Source organism: Streptomyces sp. NBC_01320 (genome assembly GCF_035974375.1).
In the GTDB taxonomy this organism is placed as follows: domain Bacteria; phylum Actinomycetota; class Actinomycetes; order Streptomycetales; family Streptomycetaceae; genus Streptomyces; species Streptomyces yanii.
The window spans coordinates 10654880-10670702 of record NZ_CP108390.1 but is presented as its reverse complement, the minus strand read 5'-3'; the positions used below and the strand labels follow the sequence as shown (position 1 = coordinate 10670702).

The 15823-nt window shown below is 68.4% G+C and carries 16 protein-coding genes and 1 pseudogene; 3 read left to right on the top strand and 14 right to left on the bottom strand.

All coding sequences use genetic code 11. From position 1 onward, the window contains the following. Positions 1-197: 197 nt before the first annotated feature. Positions 198-989, bottom strand: a complete 792-nt coding sequence (locus OG395_RS48665) for a class I SAM-dependent methyltransferase (RefSeq protein WP_327248635.1) — start codon at positions 987-989, stop codon at positions 198-200. A 183-nt stretch (positions 990-1172) separates the two neighbouring features. Then, positions 1173-2114 carry a transposase gene (locus OG395_RS48660; RefSeq protein WP_327248634.1) on the bottom strand — a complete coding sequence of 314 codons (942 nt, stop codon included), beginning with the start codon at positions 2112-2114 and terminating at the stop codon, positions 1173-1175. Between the two features lie 14 nt (positions 2115-2128). Between OG395_RS48660 and OG395_RS48655 the strand changes: the two genes are divergently transcribed. Next, complete coding sequence (locus OG395_RS48655) at positions 2129-3244, top strand: ATP-binding protein (protein WP_327248633.1); 1116 nt, start codon at positions 2129-2131, stop codon at positions 3242-3244. Between the two features lie 185 nt (positions 3245-3429). Here OG395_RS48655 and OG395_RS48650 read toward each other — a convergent pair whose 3' ends face one another. The 6 genes from OG395_RS48650 to OG395_RS48625 all read right to left on the bottom strand — a co-directional run bounded on the left by OG395_RS48650 (position 3430) and on the right by OG395_RS48625 (position 7591). Continuing rightward, positions 3430-4185, bottom strand: coding sequence for a nicotinamide mononucleotide transporter family protein (locus OG395_RS48650; RefSeq protein ID WP_327248632.1), 756 nt, complete (start codon positions 4183-4185; stop codon positions 3430-3432). Between the two features lie 116 nt (positions 4186-4301). Continuing rightward, a complete protein-coding gene (locus tag OG395_RS48645) occupies positions 4302-4760 on the bottom strand; it encodes a riboflavin kinase (RefSeq protein ID WP_327248631.1) in 459 nt (152 codons plus the stop codon). After that, positions 4753-5277 (bottom strand): flavin reductase family protein, encoded by a 525-nt coding sequence (locus OG395_RS48640; RefSeq protein ID WP_266991788.1) that lies wholly within the window; start codon positions 5275-5277, stop codon positions 4753-4755. The genes OG395_RS48645 and OG395_RS48640 overlap by 8 nt, the downstream gene beginning before the upstream one ends. Before the next feature lie 34 nt (positions 5278-5311). Further along, positions 5312-6658 carry an NtaA/DmoA family FMN-dependent monooxygenase gene (locus OG395_RS48635; protein WP_327248630.1) on the bottom strand — a complete coding sequence of 449 codons (1347 nt, stop codon included), beginning with the start codon at positions 6656-6658 and terminating at the stop codon, positions 5312-5314. Between the two features lie 40 nt (positions 6659-6698). Then, a complete protein-coding gene (locus tag OG395_RS48630; RefSeq protein WP_327249700.1) occupies positions 6699-7040 on the bottom strand; it encodes a PfkB family carbohydrate kinase in 342 nt (113 codons plus the stop codon). After that, a complete protein-coding gene (locus OG395_RS48625) occupies positions 6953-7591 on the bottom strand; it encodes a PfkB family carbohydrate kinase (RefSeq protein ID WP_327248629.1) in 639 nt (212 codons plus the stop codon). The genes OG395_RS48630 and OG395_RS48625 overlap by 88 nt, the downstream gene beginning before the upstream one ends. A gap of 129 nt (positions 7592-7720) precedes the next feature. Between OG395_RS48625 and OG395_RS48620 the strand changes: the two genes are divergently transcribed. Together OG395_RS48620 and OG395_RS48615 are read left to right on the top strand one after the other, a co-directional pair. Next, entirely contained in the window at positions 7721-8707 is a 987-nt protein-coding gene (locus OG395_RS48620; protein ID WP_327248628.1) for a LacI family DNA-binding transcriptional regulator, read from the top strand. Between the two features lie 770 nt (positions 8708-9477). Then, positions 9478-10551, top strand: a complete 1074-nt coding sequence (locus tag OG395_RS48615; RefSeq protein WP_327248627.1) for a TauD/TfdA family dioxygenase — start codon at positions 9478-9480, stop codon at positions 10549-10551. A gap of 34 nt (positions 10552-10585) precedes the next feature. Here the strand turns inward: OG395_RS48615 and OG395_RS48610 are convergent, their stop codons facing one another. From OG395_RS48610 to OG395_RS48580, 6 genes and pseudogenes are all read right to left on the bottom strand, one after another. Continuing rightward, the gene (locus tag OG395_RS48610) at positions 10586-10918 is read right to left on the bottom strand and encodes an integrase core domain-containing protein (protein WP_327248626.1); all 333 of its coding nucleotides are present in this window, start codon (positions 10916-10918) and stop codon (positions 10586-10588) included. After that, positions 10902-11354 (bottom strand): annotated as a pseudogene (locus OG395_RS48605) (IS30 family transposase); the annotation flags it as partial. The gene OG395_RS48610 and the pseudogene OG395_RS48605, both read right to left, overlap by 17 nt. A gap of 193 nt (positions 11355-11547) precedes the next feature. Then, complete coding sequence (locus tag OG395_RS48595; RefSeq protein WP_327248625.1) at positions 11548-11844, bottom strand: transposase; 297 nt, start codon at positions 11842-11844, stop codon at positions 11548-11550. A 926-nt stretch (positions 11845-12770) separates the two neighbouring features. Then, complete coding sequence (locus tag OG395_RS48590) at positions 12771-13934, bottom strand: hypothetical protein (RefSeq protein ID WP_327248624.1); 1164 nt, start codon at positions 13932-13934, stop codon at positions 12771-12773. Continuing rightward, positions 13931-15142, bottom strand: a complete 1212-nt coding sequence (locus OG395_RS48585; protein WP_327248623.1) for a Dabb family protein — start codon at positions 15140-15142, stop codon at positions 13931-13933. Before OG395_RS48585 ends, OG395_RS48590 begins: the two co-directional genes overlap by 4 nt. A gap of 21 nt (positions 15143-15163) precedes the next feature. Next, positions 15164-15688, bottom strand: a complete 525-nt coding sequence (locus OG395_RS48580) for an aromatic-ring-hydroxylating dioxygenase subunit beta (protein WP_327248622.1) — start codon at positions 15686-15688, stop codon at positions 15164-15166. Positions 15689-15823: the final 135 nt, after the last annotated feature.

Here is a 15823-nt window from a genome sequence, read left to right as displayed (position 1 = left end):
AGAAGCAACGGTGTCATCCCCGTGATCCTGCCAGCAAGCACTGACAACGACCGGACGCTGACAGACACGGCAAAAGGCTGCCTTCGGCCCAACGATCGTGGCTCAGCGAAGTTAGGAAGTTAGTGGGGGTCGGGATGGCACAGCGCTCCACTTGGCCATTCGGAGACACGGCCGTCTCGGCCGGCCCCACGGCTGGGTCAGCCCGGCTTGACCGCCAGCGTCGCAAAATAGTTCGACATGTATTGAGCGGATGCGTTGGATTGGTGCGGCGCTTCCGCGAAGCCGGTGAGGACGAACCCCGCGGCGAGTTGCCCGCCTATCTGGTCGGTGAGGGTGTGGCTGTATTCAAGAGCGGCATCCGCGCCGAACTTCGTGGCGCGTTCCTCGGCGGAGTACTGCGTGACATCGCTGTAGGGCAGCTTGTGCACGACGATCAGCTCGCCGCGCTCGTCGAGCGCCTCGTGGTCGAACAAGTACACATCAGGGTTGAGGAAGCCCACGAGCAGAGTTCCGCCCGGTCGCAGGATGCGGAAGCACTCACGCCACACCGGTGCCAAGTCTGGTACGAATAGGTTAGAGACCGGATGGAATACGACGTCGAATGTTGTGTCGCCGAAGGCGCTGAGGTCGCGCATGTCGCCTAGGACGGTGCGCAGCTCGAGTCCGTCGCGCGCCGCCACCATCTGGTCCTGGCCGAGCTGGCGGGGTGAGTTGTCGAATACGGTGACCCGCGCCCCTGCGGCGGCGAGGATCGGACCCTGCTGGCCACCGCCGGAGGCCAGGCACAACACGTCCTTGCCGGTCAGGTCCGTCGGCAGCCAGGAGCGGTCGACTGGCTCACGCCCGATGAGAACAATCGACCAGTCGCCCATGCGGGCGCGCTCGACATCCTCAGCACTCACCGGCCTCGACCACTCGTTGCCCTCTTGGACATACTTGTCCCAGGCTGCCCGATTGTGGGCAACGGGGTCGACAACAATGTCCTGCACGTTTAACTCCCTGCTACAGCCAAGCGGACACCTGCGGTACTGACAGTTCGGTGCCGCTAGCCAACACGATTGCAGGGTGCGGGCTCAACGAAATTACTGACGATCTCTGCGTGGTGTCGCCGAAGGTTCGGACAGACCCGCAGTTCAGGGCCCATACAGCCGCGCGACATCACGCCCGGAATCTCAGTAGCGGGCATCGAGGTGTCCACGGGCTCGACGGGTGGTCGCGCAGCGGGTGCGTAAGCGCTGGTTGCCGGGGTTGCAGAAACCGTAGGCGTCGCGGGCGATGGTCTTGATGACCCGGTTGGTGCCTTCGGAGCCAGCGTTGGTGATCCCAGTGTGCAGGAACGCAAGGATCTCTGGCCACCGTGTCTCGACGATTGTGGCTAGGCGCTGCAGTTCGGGAAGGTCGGCGTCGGCGCATCGGCGGTAGAACCGGTACAGCAGATCGCGGACCTGTTCCCGGTCCGGGCGGGTCCGGGTGGTGGCAAGCAGGTCCAGGAGGTCTTCCTTGGCGTTCCACGCAACGGTGATCGGCGCGCCGATCACCCTGGGCAGGTTGGACAGCTCGTCGAGGAGAGCGTCGACGTGCTCGCCGCGCATCCGGGCGGCGGAGCGGGTGAGCCGGTTGCGCAGTTCCCACTCGCGGTTGCCCTTGCGGCCGCGCCGGCCGCGGTGGGTCACGGTGACCCAGCGGCGGACCTCGGTGAGGGTCTGGTTCGCCAGCTGCACCAGGTGGAAGTCGTCCACGACCAGGGTGGCCTGCGGCAGGACCCGGCGGATCGCCGCTGCCCGAGCAGGCCCTGCTTGCCGGACAGGTCGACGAAGTCGACGTGCCAACGGTCCACGGCGGTCTGCCAAATCCCGGTAGCCTCGTCGGGGATCCAGCTTCTGGGGCTTCCTCGGCAACGGGGTCACCGACACCCCGGACGGGGCCGCAGCCACCGCCGCCCATTCATCGACGCCCTCCTCGACGGCGGTCACGACATCGTCTTCCTGCAGGCCGACCGCGACCGCCTCGAAGCCGGCGAAGACCTCGGCGGTGTGTACACCTTCGACGACGGAGTTCCGCACATCGACGCCCTGTTCCTGGAGTGGCGTTGGGCGATCACCGGCCGGATGCATCTACGGAAGTGGAGGTGCCGACTTCGGAAGAAGCGGCACGCGCGGTCCGGCTTCTCGATCAGGGGCTGCGCAGCAGCCGTGGGGTCCACCGCAAGATGGCCGAGAGCACGCTGCACGGCGCCAAGACACTCTCGACCGATCGGCTCCAGCTCCTCTCCGAGTTCGTTCAGAACTCCGACGATGCGGGAGCCGGACAACTGCGCATCCTGTTGCGGTCCGACGACATTCTGGTCGCCCACGACGGAGCCGGCCTGCGCCTGGCTGATGTCCTACCGCTCGGCATGCCCTGGCTCAGCGGCAAGACGGCCGACGCCGAAGCCACCGGCCGGTTCGGCATCGGACTGTCCACGCTCAGGGCCCTCACCACGGTGTGGGAGGTGCACTGCCACCCCTTCCACGTGCGCTTCTCCGGTACCAACCTCGAACCCACGGCGCCGCCGGAACTCCCCGACGGAATCTCCGGACCGGAGTGGACCGTCTTCCGCATCCCGCTGGCCCCCGGCACACTGACCGCGGCCCAGCTCTTTGAATGGTTCGAGGACTGGAACGACGCTTCCCTGCTCTTCCTGCGTCACCTCCGCGGCCTCGAGGTGACGGCGGGCGGGCACAGCACCGTACTAACCCTGTCCTGGGAAGATGTGACACAGCGTCAGCTCTTGATCGACGGCGTCGAGCACGACGTGAATGTGCAGCACGCCCGGACGTCCGACGCAGCGCTTTGGCGTGTGTACACGGCGCAGGTAGCACCGCACCCCGACTGGGAACGGAGTCACAAGGCATTGGGCCCGGTCGTGCCCGTGGGCGTCGCGCTGCCCTTGGAGCGTGGGACGAACGGCAGCGTCCATGCCGGCCTGCCCGTCGCCCCGCTGGACGTGGCCGCCCGCTTCCACACCCAGTTCGACCCCGTCGCCAGCCGGGAGGGTTTCGCCGGCAGCCGCCTCAACACACAGCTCGTCCCCGTGATCGCCGACCTATGGGCAGCTGGCGTACGCGACGTTCTGGAGAGGGTGGATCACACAGCGTGGCACCTCATTCCGCTTCCCTGCCCGCCGGGCTCCGCGCCAGCGAACCTGCTCCAGGACCGCAGGTGGGCGGCGGCGTCCTCGTGGACGGCCACGAGCAGGTGGTAGGTGATGTCGGCGGCGGCCGTCATGGGTTCGCCGAGGCGGCCGCATCGCCGCCGCCTGCTCCGTACGCACCGTCCCCCAGTCCTTGATCACCCGGAGGGTACAGCACAGCTCGGCATACGATGAGTCAGGCGCGATGCCCAGCCCAGGTGTGCCCGGGCTGGGCTCTCCACGACGGTGACCATCGGTCAATCGGCAGCTCCAGAGCCGCTCGCCGCTTCCGTGCCCGATCTGGGAGCGTACGTCCCCGTGGCCGATGGCGAGTCGTTCCGACCCTCCAGGACAACGGCCGGCTCAAGGGGCGAGGCGATCTCCTGGCCCCTGCTGCGGGAGGCCCAGTCGCGGATGCCGATGATGACCATGACGAAGAAAATCGCGTAGACGATCCCGGAGAAGTACAACCCGGAGTGGATGGCGAGGGGCACCCCGACGAGGTCGACGGCCAGCCAGACGAACCAGAACTCCACGTACCGCCGGGCCTGGGTGTACATCGCCAGGATCGAGCCGACGAAGATCCAGGCGTCCGCGAGGACCATCCACCAGGGAGCGCCGGGGTAGAACGACGCGTCAGTCGTCTTGAGCAGGGCGCCGAACGCGAAGGTCCCGGCGGTCATGGCGGCGAGCAGTACGCTGCGCTCCCGCCAGGACGCCCATCGGACGTTGATCGTGCCCTCCTTCTCCTTGCTGCGGCGCCATGTCGCCCAGCCCCACGACGCCGACGCTATGATCACAACCTGCCGAGCGGCGTTGCCTCCGAGATCGACGTTCAGGCTCGCGATCAACAGCAGAATCGAACCCAGAATCTGCACCGGCCAGGCAACCAGGAACCGTCGCAGCGCCAGCCAGACGGTTGCCAGCGCCAGGAGGTTGCCGAGGAAGTCGGACCAGTAGACGGGGAAGCCGAAGAAGCTGAACTGCTCGTTCAACCACTGGAATGCACTCATTACTCACACCTTTGTTCATTCGGAGCAAGGCTGGGAGTGGGCTGTCGGCCCGAAACGGGGCCGGTGGTGACGCAGGGAGGTCGGCGCCGCGCGCCGAGTCCGTGCGCAGGGGTGCCTCAGGAGGAGGCGGTGCTCCGGTACGTGGCGAGCGCATCGTCGAGGACGCGCCGCGCGCGGTCCGAGGCGAGGAGTTCCTCGGACCGCAGGACATCCCGCCGGGCGGCGCGCACCAAGTCCTCGGGGGATGCGAACTTCACCGTGTCTCGGATCCGTGCCACGAACCACAGTCCGACGCGCTCACCGTAGAACTGGTCCGAGGTGTCATGGCAATACACCTCGACGTGCACATCCTTGGTGTCGCAGAAGGTCGGGTTCGATCCGATGCTGATCGTGCCGTGGTGGACGACGCCGGTCGAGTGGCGTACCACCCAGCCGCTGTAGATCGCGGGTGGTGGCACCAGCGAGCCCGGGTCGGCCGCGACGTTCGCGGTGGGGAACCCGAGCCCGCGGCCCCGACCGGCACCGTGCACCACCGCGCCCGCGAGGTGCGCGGAGACCGTCAGGGGGTCACCCATGGGGGATGAGCTCGCGGAACTGGCTGGTGTGGAAGACGAGCGGCTCCACACCGGTGAAGAGCTCGACCGTCAGCAACTCCATGAGCACGATCTCGTGATCGCCGCCGTCGTAGGTCGCGCTCACCCGGGCCGTCAGCCAGAGCGCGGCGTCCTCGATCACGACGGCGCCATCAGGCGTCGCCTGCCACGCGACGCCGTCGAAACGGTTGACCTCCCTGGACGCCAGACGTCGGCACAGCGCGCCCTGACCATGGCTGAGCACGCTCAGCCCCAGGACGGGTGCCCCCGTGAGGCGCGGCCAGGTGGTCGAGGTGCGGGCCACGCTGACCGCGGCCATGGGCGGTTGGAGCGAGATCGAGACGAACGAGCTCGCCGCGAACCCAACCGGCTCGTTCCCGAGCAGCGCGCCGATCGCGACGACTCCGGTCGGGTAGGCCCCGAAGGCGCGTCGCAGCGTTGCCGCGTGCAGCTCCGCCGGTGCGGACGCCCCGGACGGGTTGTGGGCAGACGTGGCCATGGTCTTCGACATCCTCTCGTCGCGGGTTCTGTGCTCAGTGCCGGTGGCGGGACGCGGGGTGGCTGGCCGGCAGCGCGCGGTCGGACGCTCCGGTGAGTCGTTCGCGCAGGCTCTCGCCCTGCGCGTACTCTCCGCGGAAGACCCCACGTGCCCGCAGGATCGGCAGGACCGACTCGATGAAGTCCGTCGTCGAGCTCGGCTGGATCATGGGGGACAGCAAGAAACCGTCGAGGTCGGCGCCTTCCGCGAGGGCGCAGATTTCGTCGGCGATCTCCTCGGCCGTGCCGACAACCGGCCGCGCTCCGACGCCGTGCTTGTGCCAGTCGGTGAGGACGTCGCCGACCGTCTTGCCAGCGAAGCGGGCCACCTGGGTCTGGGACAGCTCGGTGGACAGATCCGTCATCGGCGTCTCGGGCGCGTAGGACGAGAGATCGAGCCCGGTAAACATGGCATAGCTGGCGACGGACGCCTCGGGCCGCTGGGCCTCAAGGATCCGCTGGTAGCGCCGCTCCGCATCGGACGTCGTGGCACCGACGACACAGGAGAACGCCGACATCACCTTCACCTCGTCGGCTCGACGGCCCGCCTTGACCGCCTCCTCGCGGATTGAGGCGGTGTGCCCGGCGAGCTGCTCGACCGAGCCGCTGCCCACGAACATGCACTCGCCGTGCCGGCCCCCGACCCGGCGGCCGGCGGGCGACGCTCCCGCCTGGAACAGAACGGGCGTGCCCTGCGGGGAACGCGCGGTGTTGCCATACCCCTCCGAGCGGAAGAACGGGCCCTTGTGGGTGACGAGGTGCACCTTGGCGGGGTCGGCAAACCTTCCGTCCTTGTCCTTCTCCAGCGCGTCCGGCTCCCAGGCACCCTCCCAGTACTTGTAGACGAGGTCGAGGAAGTCCTCGGCCATCCGGTAGCGGTCGTCATGGGCCACCATCTCCATGCCGAACGCCTTGACCGCGGTGTCGGCCGTGCCGGTCGTCACGATGTTCCAGCCGATCCGGCCGCCGGAGAGCTGGTCGAGCGTGGCGATGCGGCGCGCGAAAGCGTACGGGGGCTCCACGAGGACGGAGCCCGTCACGACGAGGCCCAGGTCGGTGGTGGTGGACAGCAGCGCGGACGCCACGACCATCGGGTCGAGCCTCGGGAGGTCGAGGGTCTCCTCCGTGGCGATGGGCGGGCGCGTGCCGTTGATCTCGGACCAGCCCCAGGCGTCGGCGAGGAACAGGAAGTCCAGCTTGGCGTCCTCGCAGATCGCGGCAAGTTCGCGCCAGTACTCCAGGGTGTCGAAGAGGTGCCGCCGGCTGTCGGGGTGACGCCAGGTGGCCGTGCCGCTCGCATTGGTCTGCGCGTTCTCGAACACGCCGATCTTGAGGTTCCTCATGCGTGGTTCTCCGTAGTGCTGGTGGGTGACCCTCAGGGGTTCAGGAAGCGGAAATGACCGCGGGTGGGTCGAGCTGGGCCGCGTACGGCATGGCGGTCTGGGCACCGAGGCCAGTGGCAGCGTGCGAGGCCGCGAGCACGGCGCGTTCGACCGCGGCAGGGAGGGCGGTGCCGCTTGCGAGCGCATCCGCCAGGGCACCGCAGAAGTTGTCGACGGCTTCCACCGACGGCGCGGGGACGTGGACGGTGTGCGTTGCGTGCGCCTCCTTGCAGGCAGCACCGTCCGCCCCGAGCGTCACCACGACGGTCCGGCACGGGAGCGCGGCGCGCTCCAACAGGGCGCGGGCTTCGTCGACGGTGGCGGGCCGGTCGGCGCCGTGAATCGAGGCGAGTTCGCCGAGGTTGGGGACGAGGACGTCGACGGCGACCAGTACCTGCGCGTCGATCGGGCGGGGGCGGGGTTGAGGACAACGACCCCTCCCTGCTCGTGGGCGCGCAGGACCGCCCGCTTGCCCACGTCGGGTGGGATCTCGTGCTGGACCAGGACGTCCTCTCCCGGTGACCGGACGAGTCGGGCCGGCAGGTCCTGGACGCTGAGGTCGGCGCTAGCGCCGGGGTTGACGACGATGGTGTTCTCGCCGGCGTCGTCGACGACCACCGTGGCGATTCCGTTCGCGGCCAGCCCGTTTGACCGCACGGCACCGACGTCCACGCCTTCGGACGCGAGCGCGTCGACGGACGCGTCCGCGCCGACCCGGGCGACGAGACGCACCCGTGGTCCGAGGCGGGCGGCGGCGACGCCCTGGTTCGCGCCCTTGCCGCCGACCCCCTCCACGAAGTGCTGCGCGAGCACGGTCTCGCCGGGGTGCGGCAGGTTCTTGACGGTCAGGACGAAGTCGCGATTCACCGAACCAACAACGGTGATGAGCGACATGCGGACTCCTTGGGAGATCGATTTCCGATATGCTGGACCAGCTCACCCGCGCCGTCAAGTAGTCTCGTACTGCCGGATTTTCCCGCTGCTCCGGCGCACCCGCTCCCCCCAACCGAGAGGGACACCCACGTGACAGCGCCCCGACTCATCGACGTGGCCGAGGCCGCCGGGGTCTCCCGCGCGACGGCATCACGGGTCCTCGCCGGCACGCCGCGCAACGTCGATCCCGAGCTCGCGCGCCGCGTCGAAGAGGCCGCGCACCGGCTCGGCTACCAGCCCAACCACTCCGCCCGGGCGCTGCGGACCGGCGCCACCGGGACCATCGGCGTGGTGGTCCCCACGCTCGCCAACCCCTACTTCGTCCAACTCGCCGATGCCATCGCGCAACAGGTGCGTGCCGCCGGCGGAACGCTCGTAATCTCCGACGCGGCGAACGACACCGCGGTCGAGGCCGAGCAGATCGACACCCTGCTCGCCGGCCGGGTGGACGGTCTGCTCGTCATCCCGGTGTCCGTCAACGCATCCGGACCCGCTATCCGCGATGCCTCCAGACGGGGTCCGGTGGTCCTCTTCGACCGGTGGGCCAAGGGATCCGGCACGGTCGCCGTCACGCTCGACAACGCGTCCGCGGTGCGGCTCCTCCTCGATCACCTGGAGGGCATAGGGAGGCGACGGATCGCGCTCGTCGCCGATCAGGCGTCCTCCTCGGGTGCCGAACGGCTGGCGGCCTTCGTCGAGGCTCAAGGGCCTGAAGCCACCACCATCCTCCTGCCCAGTTTCACCACGGACGCCGGACGGACGGCGGGGCGTCGCATCATCGAGCAGCGCGACCGGGTCGACGCGGTCGTCTGCGGAGCGGACGTCCTTGCCGTGGGGCTCGTGAGCACGCTGCACCGCTCGTCGGTCGCCGTACCCCGGCAGATTGCCGTCACCGGGTTCGATGACACCGAGATGATCAAGCTCCTCGACCCACCCATCACGTCCATCCGCCACCCGCTGTCAGCCATGGCGCAGCGCGCGCTGACGCTCCTTCAGGCTCCCAGCCGGGAACGGACCGAGCGGGTCGAGCAGTTCCCTCCTGAGCTCATCGTCCGCGCCTCGACCGAAGAGGTCTGACGGGCCGACATATCGCTGGCGTGGGAAGCGAGTTGGTCACTCGGACGCTGCCGGCAGTTCGTTGACTCGGCTGTGAGCCGGCGCTCCCCTTGCGGCTCGCTCACCCCACTGGTCAGAAGCCCGTCATTTTCTGAGGATTGCAAGCTGATGGATCGTTACATGGCGTAAGTCCGTGACCGGTGGTCCGTTCACTTGGAATGGCGGCGGCTTGGTGCCGTCGACGCCGCCCAGGCTCTTTCGCCTCGGCCCAGATCGCCCCCTCCACCCGGCCACGGCCGTCTCGTCGCACCCGGCCACCTGCCGCGCGGGCACCTGTGGTCGCCCCGACCCCATGCGCGCGCCGACGTTCTGTCGCAGCGCCCGGCCACCGAGCCGCGTACGGCGGGGATGCCACCGTTCGTTCAATATGCCGCTTTGCAAGATGGCGTCTCGTATATTGACGAGCGCACGGGCCTCCCCTACCGTGGGGACACTTCTCGAAAGGACGGGACCAGCATGAGGCCAGTCGCTCTCATGGGCGCCTTGCTCGTGTCGTGCGCTGGCCGCCGGACCTTCGACCAACAGCTCAGCTACTTCCCGCCCCGGGAGGGACTGCGCCCCGGAACGGCTGCCAGCGAGCCACAGACTCCGTTCTGAGTGTTCCCAGTCTTCTGAGTTTTTTTCTGAGTGCCGTTCGTCGCCGCGCGATGAGCAGCCACCGCACACCGAAACGTCGTCTGTCGTGTCTTCGCCGACTGGCCTGTCAGCACATATTCGAGGAGTGCATCAGCGTGACCTCCATTGTCGGCCGTGAGCCGATTTCCGGGCCGTCCGCCTGGCGCGGCGACGAGCTGTCCAAGTCCACGGAGTGGATCTACGTCCTCAGCGACGCCGAGCGCGCCGAGCTGGAAGACCTGGGCCGGCGCTTCGTCGCCGACGACCCAGACCTGCGCACCGTCACCGCCGCCGACTACCCGTTCGACGCCTGTCGTGCCCTGAACGACGAGTGCGCCCGCCAGATGGACACCGGCCGGGGCTTCGTCCTGGTGCGTGGCCTGCGCACCAAGGAATACGGCGACGTCATGGCCGCGGCCATCTTCTTCGTCATGGGCCTGCACCTCGGTCGGCCGATCGGGCAGAACCAGCGCGGCGACCTGCTCGACCACGTGATCGCCACGTCGGACAAGACGTTGTCCGACGAGGGCGCCCTGCCCTCCCGTGTGCGGGACCGACTGCCGTTCCACTCGGACAGCTCCGACGTCGTCGCCCTCATGTGTCTGCGAGGTGCCAAGGAGGGCGGATCCTCCAGTCTGGTCAGCGGCACCACGATCTACAACGAGTTGCTGCTCCGCCGACCGGACCTCGCCCCTCGGCTCTTCGACTCCTATCACTGGGATTGGCGGCGCCAGGACCCCGACTCCCCGGAGTTGACATACACCTCGCCGATCATCAGCTACGTCGACGGCGTTTTCAGCACCTACGCGGGCAGTTCGATGGTCTTCAGCGCCCAGCAGTACCCCGACGTCCCGAAGCTGACGCCCGACCAGGTCGAGGCCATCAACCTCTTCGACGAGATCTCCCAGCACCACGGCCTGCCGATCGACATGGAATTCCAGCCCGGGGATGTGCAGTGGCTGCTCAACTACGCCGCGTTGCACTCGCGTACCAGCTACGTCGACCACCCGCAGCCGGAACGCCGCCGGCACCTGCTGCGTCTGTGGCTCAAGCGTGATGTCGGCCGCCCGCTGACGCCCAGGTTCGGCAAGCACGTCGTGGAAATGAGTGAGCACACCGGACCACCGCTGGCTGGTGGCCGATTCCGCATCGCCGACGCCATCACCGTGAACGACGACTGGGGAGTGTGACGTTGTCAATCCCCTGGAAACGTAGAGGCCTTCCTTACGCGGCTTGGTCCTTCTGATGGTGCTCGGCTCGTGCTTCGCTGATGGTGCGTTCGAACTCGATTGGCAGTAGGCCGGCGGCCCCGCTGTGGCGGCGGCGCGGGTTGTAGAAGTTCGTGATCCAGGTGGCGATCTTCAGCCGGGGCTCGGCGCGGGTGGCGAACCGGTTGCGGTGGATGTACTCGACCTTGATCAGCGAGTTGAACGACTCGGCGGCGGCGTTGTCCAGGGCTGATCCCACGCGCCCCATGGACTGCACCACGCCCAGCCTGTCGCACCGGTTGTTGTACGCCTCGCTGGTGCACTCACCGGGCTCAAGTGGTCGTCGCAACACCGGCTTCTTGGACCAAGAGTAGATGTTCGTTGAGGGCTTCGGCGGGTGTCTTCCAACCGAGGGTCTTGCGGGACCTGTTGTTGAGTGCGAGAGCAACGGCCGCGAGTTCATCGGTATCCCATCGCGACAGGTCGGTGCCCTTCGGAAAGTACTGGCGAAGGAGTCCGTTCGTGTTCTCGTTGGTGCCCCGTTGCCAGGGGCTGTGCGGGTCGGCGAAGTAGACCTGCAGCCCGGTGTCGATGCGGAGCTGGGCATGCTGGGCCAGTTCTTTGCCGCGGTCCCAGGTCAGCGAGCGTCGCCTGCGGGGCGGCTTACGGCCCTGCAGTCCCAGGTCGGCCATGATCTCGGCGACCGTGTTCACCGAGACCTGCCAGCCCTCGGCCCACAGGTCCAGGGTGACCCGCGGGGAGCCGTGGGTATCGCCCGACTCGCGGAAGAATACGTGATCCTCTCCTCCAGCTGCCTCCTCCTGGCCTCGCGCTTCGTGGGCTCGAACGGCCGGCGGCGCCACTTGTAGAACCACGCCTCGGATACCCCGAGAGCGCGGCAGGCGACGGTGTGCGGGATGTCCTACTCGGTCCTCTGGTCGCTGATCACCCCAACGAGCAACGCCGGGTCCCCCTCAGCTACTTCACCCAAAGGGCCATGCAGCGTTTGAGGACGTCACGCTCCATCTCGAGCTCCCTGATCCGCTTGTTCTTCTCCGCGTCCTGCCTGCGCAGCCGGGCCAGTTCCTCGCGCCCGGGCACGCTCAGCGTCCCGTCCCCGCCGGCCTTCGTCGCCCTCGACACCCAGGTGCTCAGGGTGGTCTCGTTGATCCCCAGGTCCTTCGCGACCTGCGCGATCGGCCGACCGGTCTCGGAGACGATCCGCACAGCCCCCTCACGGAACTCCGCGTCGAACTTCCGTCGCTTCTCTGCCATGACCCCAACTTCCCCTGCAATCACGGCCTCTACGCTACGAGGGGATGGTCACTACATCGAGAACCAGAAGCGGCCTACCTGACCGTCACAACGGAGATGTAGAGAACTCCGGCGCTCCGCACCTCCGGGCCCAGGATCGGATTCCCTCCCCGACTGAAGTCGGGGATTCCCTCCGAAGAAGACGGATGGAACCGACCCGCGTAGCCCGACTCGACCGCCCCGCCGGTTGCGACCTGGGTGGGCAATCCCCGTTGACGTGGCTACGGTCGGCGACCTCTCGCCGACGCTCCGGCGAGGAGCGCCGAACCGCCGGGGCGCGATACGGAAGGGCCTTCACCACAGAGGCGGTGAGGTCGTCCGGGGCGCGCACCCGACAGAGCCGCCGTGCCCTCCGACCGGGTACGGACGGCGTCGCTACGCTTCACGGGGGGCATGTCCGTGGGGACGAGCACCTTCGCGGCCGGCCTCGCTGGTCTCCCGGGGCGGTGACGCCGGAGGCGGTCTCGACAGGGCCAAACCGCCACCGGTGCCGTCGAGGACACCGAGTCGGTGACGATCCGGTCCACGCAGCCCTTCCCGGTGAGCGACAGGTCGCGCTCCGGCACACTCTTCGGGATGCCGTCCTTGACGGTGCGGGTCATGGTGACGATCACCCGGCGGGTACCGTGCACGAGCCCCGTGGCTCGGCGGATACCGGTCACCGCCTTGTTCGAGATCGCCCGGTTGGCGAGGTCTTCCCCTTCGGACAGGCCCACACCTCCCCTGGACGTCAGCGGCCGGCGCCGTTCCCGCGGGAACCTCCCGGCGTGCCCATCGTCTCCGTGCGCCGGGTCCCGTCGACTTCCCGGTGTGGCGGGTGGCCCGCGCTGTCGACGAGCTGCCCGCACGGTTCGTCGGCAACTGCCGCCCGCGCCAGAATCTCCGGGCTACGCCGGCAGCTCTGTCAACAGCCGCCGATAGATGCGCGCATAGGTGGTCAGCTGCGCCAGCGACAGTTCATCGCAACGCGGATCATCGGCGGCCGGCTTCGCCTGCGGGCCGAGGCGCACAGTCTCGACGCCGCAGGCGCGCAGCACGACGCCGTCGGTCGATCCCGTCCAGCCGGTGACGGTCGGCGGCGGCGAGCCGAACTCGTCGAGCCAGGCCGCCCAGGCTGCCGTCACCACCGGGGCGTCGGTCGGCGTGGCCGCAGCCGACGCCACCGGCTCGGCCTCCACATCGACCGCGCAGTTCCGCAGCACCGACTCCGCGCACCGCATCCGCAACCGGTCGGCCAGCTCGGCCGCCAGCGCCTTCGGCTCCACCTGGCCACCGGCTACGACGTACAGACCGATCCGCATCTGGGCCGGCAGGAGGTCCGGCTTGTCCGGCCAGCCGCTATCGATCGCACCGATGCCACAGGCCCGGCCGGTCTGCCCGAGCCGCGGGTCGGCGGCCAGGTACGCCGTGCGCCAGCGGGCCAGCTCGTCCAGGATGACGCCGGCCGAGGCGACAACTCCCCCGGGCGGCGTGGCCGACTCCGCCGCCATCGCGGCCCCTGAGCGGCCGGTGACCCGGACGGTCAGGTAGAGCGCCCCGGGCTCGTGCCACAACAGCGTGGGAGGGCCGCACTTGGCCACGATCGCGGACCGCGGCAGCGGGTACGCGTCGATATATGCCTCCAGGCCGGTGATCCCGCCGGCGCGGCGGTGTGTCCCGGAGCCGGCGAGCAGCAGCCGTCCGGCACCCGCTTCGGCGAAGGCGACCAGCGCGGCGGCCACCGGCCCACGAGCGACCCCGAGCCCGAAGCCGGTCACCACGTCGCCGGCCACGCCGAGCGGACCGACCGGCGCGGCGTCGCCGGTGATGAGCCGGATGCCCGCGCCGTCGTGGTTCAGCGACGTGTCGAGGTGGGAGTACAGCAGTGGGCCGGCCCCATGCGCGGCGACCAGGCTGCCGCCCTCGCGACCGTACTCCTGCACCTGCCACTCGATGTGCGGCCACCGGGCCGCGCACCAACTGCGCAACCGATGGGTCGCCGTCCGTTCCTGACCTCGTGGCGCGGGGGTCGTGTCAAGCAGCCGCAGGACGTCCAGCAACTGCTGTCTCAAAAGCGTCCCCAGTCGTCGGAGGCCGGACGCCACACGTCGATGTTGCGCGGGTCGGCCGGCATTCTGCGGGGCCGGTGAGTCTCGTGCTCCTCCGGTGTGAACACCCGGTGCCGATCGCACAGCTCGTATCGCGGGCCGAAGCGGGTGTCGTGCATGTAGAACGCGATCGACGTCGATGCCGAGTGGTTGACGATGTCGGAGGCGATCGGGGCACCCTTGTACAGCGCGCGGGCACGCATCCGCATGACATGGTCGAGGCTCTTCATCGCAAAGCACAGGTGCGCGACATAGTGCTCCGTGTTCTTCTGCACCGCGAGGCTGTGGTGGTAGCGGTCCTCGCAGCGGTAGAACGTGGTCGAGCCGACGATGTGGTCCGAGGGCAGGAACTTCAGAACGTTCTGGTAGAAGTCCAGCGTCTCCTCGAACTTCGGGGTGGCGATGAAGGGGTGCACCAGGTCGAGCGGCCGGACCTCGATGTGGGGCGGCTCGGCGTACTCCTGGAACTCGGTGAACAGCTCGACGATCAGACCGTTGGGGTCCTTCACCGCGAAGCCGTTGTCGCACAGCGCCTTCTGCCGCTCCTGCAGTTCCAGGACCTCAAGGCCGGCGTCGAGAACGGCCTTGTGCAGTTGCTCCAGGACCTCCTCGCTCTCCACGCTGTAGCCGACGGCGGTCGTCCATCCGTCGGCGCGTTCGGGCGCGTGGATCAACTCGATCGCGTGGTGCTCGATGTCGGCGCGCAGGTAGGCGTGGTCGTCCGTGCGCTGCTCCAGTTGCAGACCGACGTGGTATTCGAGGAAGTCGATTGTGGCCTCCATGTCCGGAACCTCGATCCGGGCGTACTCCATGCCGTACGGGCCGTGCGGGCGGGTGCTCACCGGCGGTCTCCTTCCTGCCGTGAGCGGCGCCCGCTCGGCGAACTCGAACGAGGTGATGGCCTGCTGGGCGATGACCGGCCGCCAGCGAGTGCGCACGAAGTGTTCGTGCGACTCGCTGCCGAGATAGGCGAGCAGGTCGTCCTGGCTGTCGAAGTCGACGGCCATGGTGTGGGTGAAGGTCTGGTCGCGGGTGCTGATGTTCTCGCCGAGAACGAAGCCGCGCATGGCCGGGTACCGGTCCGGGAAGGTGCGCAGTTCGCCCAGCACGGACTCGCGCGTCGTCCGGTCGGTCCCCTCGGCGAAACGGAAGGACAAGGTGTGTCTGATCATCGGGTCACCGTCCGTCGCCGGTCAGAGGATGAAGCTGAGTCGGGCGCCCGCCGCGAGCGACTCGTGACCGAGGACGGAACGCCGCAACCGGAAGCGGAGCCCGTCCTCGGTGGGCACCAGGAGGTGGTCGTACCACCCGACGTAGGCGTCGAAGTGCCCGTCGCGGGCGCGGTGCACCACGAAGGAGGCGGCCACCTTGAAGGAGTCCTCGGTGCCCTCGGAGAGCCGCACGTTGGACACCAGTCGGTGGGTGCGTGAGTGCGGGTTCTCGGCATGCGCCTTGCGGGACTTCAGGCGCTTGACCCGGGCGAGGAGCAGGTCCCAGTCATCGTCGACGAATGATCCGTTCTCGTGCGGCGACCAGCCGGGCCGGTAGTCGGTGGTCGGGATCTCGAAGCGGGCGCCGGGCTCGAAGAGGGCGAGCCAGCCGTCGTAGTCCCAGCGGTCGAGGATGTCGGCCTCGGTGTAGAGGAAGTCCTCCACGTCCTGCCGGGTGACGGTGCGTCCCGCACACCACACGGAGCTGCGGTTGCCGATCGTCGTCATCTGATTCCTCCGTGGATACTCCGCCCTTCAGAGCGGAGAGGAAACGGACTCCTGCGGAGCAGGGCAAGGGCTGCGATTCACCGCCAGGGCGGATCACAGTGCTCTGACCCGCAGGTTTGATCTTTACATGCGGTC

Bases quoted from the DNA above. Each gene is read 5' to 3' on its own strand.
- OG395_RS48660 (WP_327248634.1), bottom strand. From the start codon at position 2,114: ATGCATCCGGCCGGTGATCGCCCAACGCCACTCCAGGAACAGGGCGTC.
- OG395_RS48650 (WP_327248632.1), bottom strand. From the start codon at position 4,185: ATGAGTGCATTCCAGTGGTTGAACGAGCAGTTCAGCTTCTTCGGCTTC.
- OG395_RS48645 (WP_327248631.1), bottom strand. From the start codon at position 4,760: ATGGGTGACCCCCTGACGGTCTCCGCGCACCTCGCGGGCGCGGTGGTG.
- OG395_RS48640 (WP_266991788.1), bottom strand. From the start codon at position 5,277: ATGGCCACGTCTGCCCACAACCCGTCCGGGGCGTCCGCACCGGCGGAG.
- OG395_RS48635 (WP_327248630.1), bottom strand. From the start codon at position 6,658: ATGAGGAACCTCAAGATCGGCGTGTTCGAGAACGCGCAGACCAATGCG.
- OG395_RS48625 (WP_327248629.1), bottom strand. From the start codon at position 7,591: ATGTCGCTCATCACCGTTGTTGGTTCGGTGAATCGCGACTTCGTCCTG.
- OG395_RS48595 (WP_327248625.1), bottom strand. From the start codon at position 11,844: ATGGCAGAGAAGCGACGGAAGTTCGACGCGGAGTTCCGTGAGGGGGCT.
- OG395_RS48585 (WP_327248623.1), bottom strand. From the start codon at position 15,142: ATGATCAGACACACCTTGTCCTTCCGTTTCGCCGAGGGGACCGACCGG.
- OG395_RS48580 (WP_327248622.1), bottom strand. From the start codon at position 15,688: ATGACGACGATCGGCAACCGCAGCTCCGTGTGGTGTGCGGGACGCACC.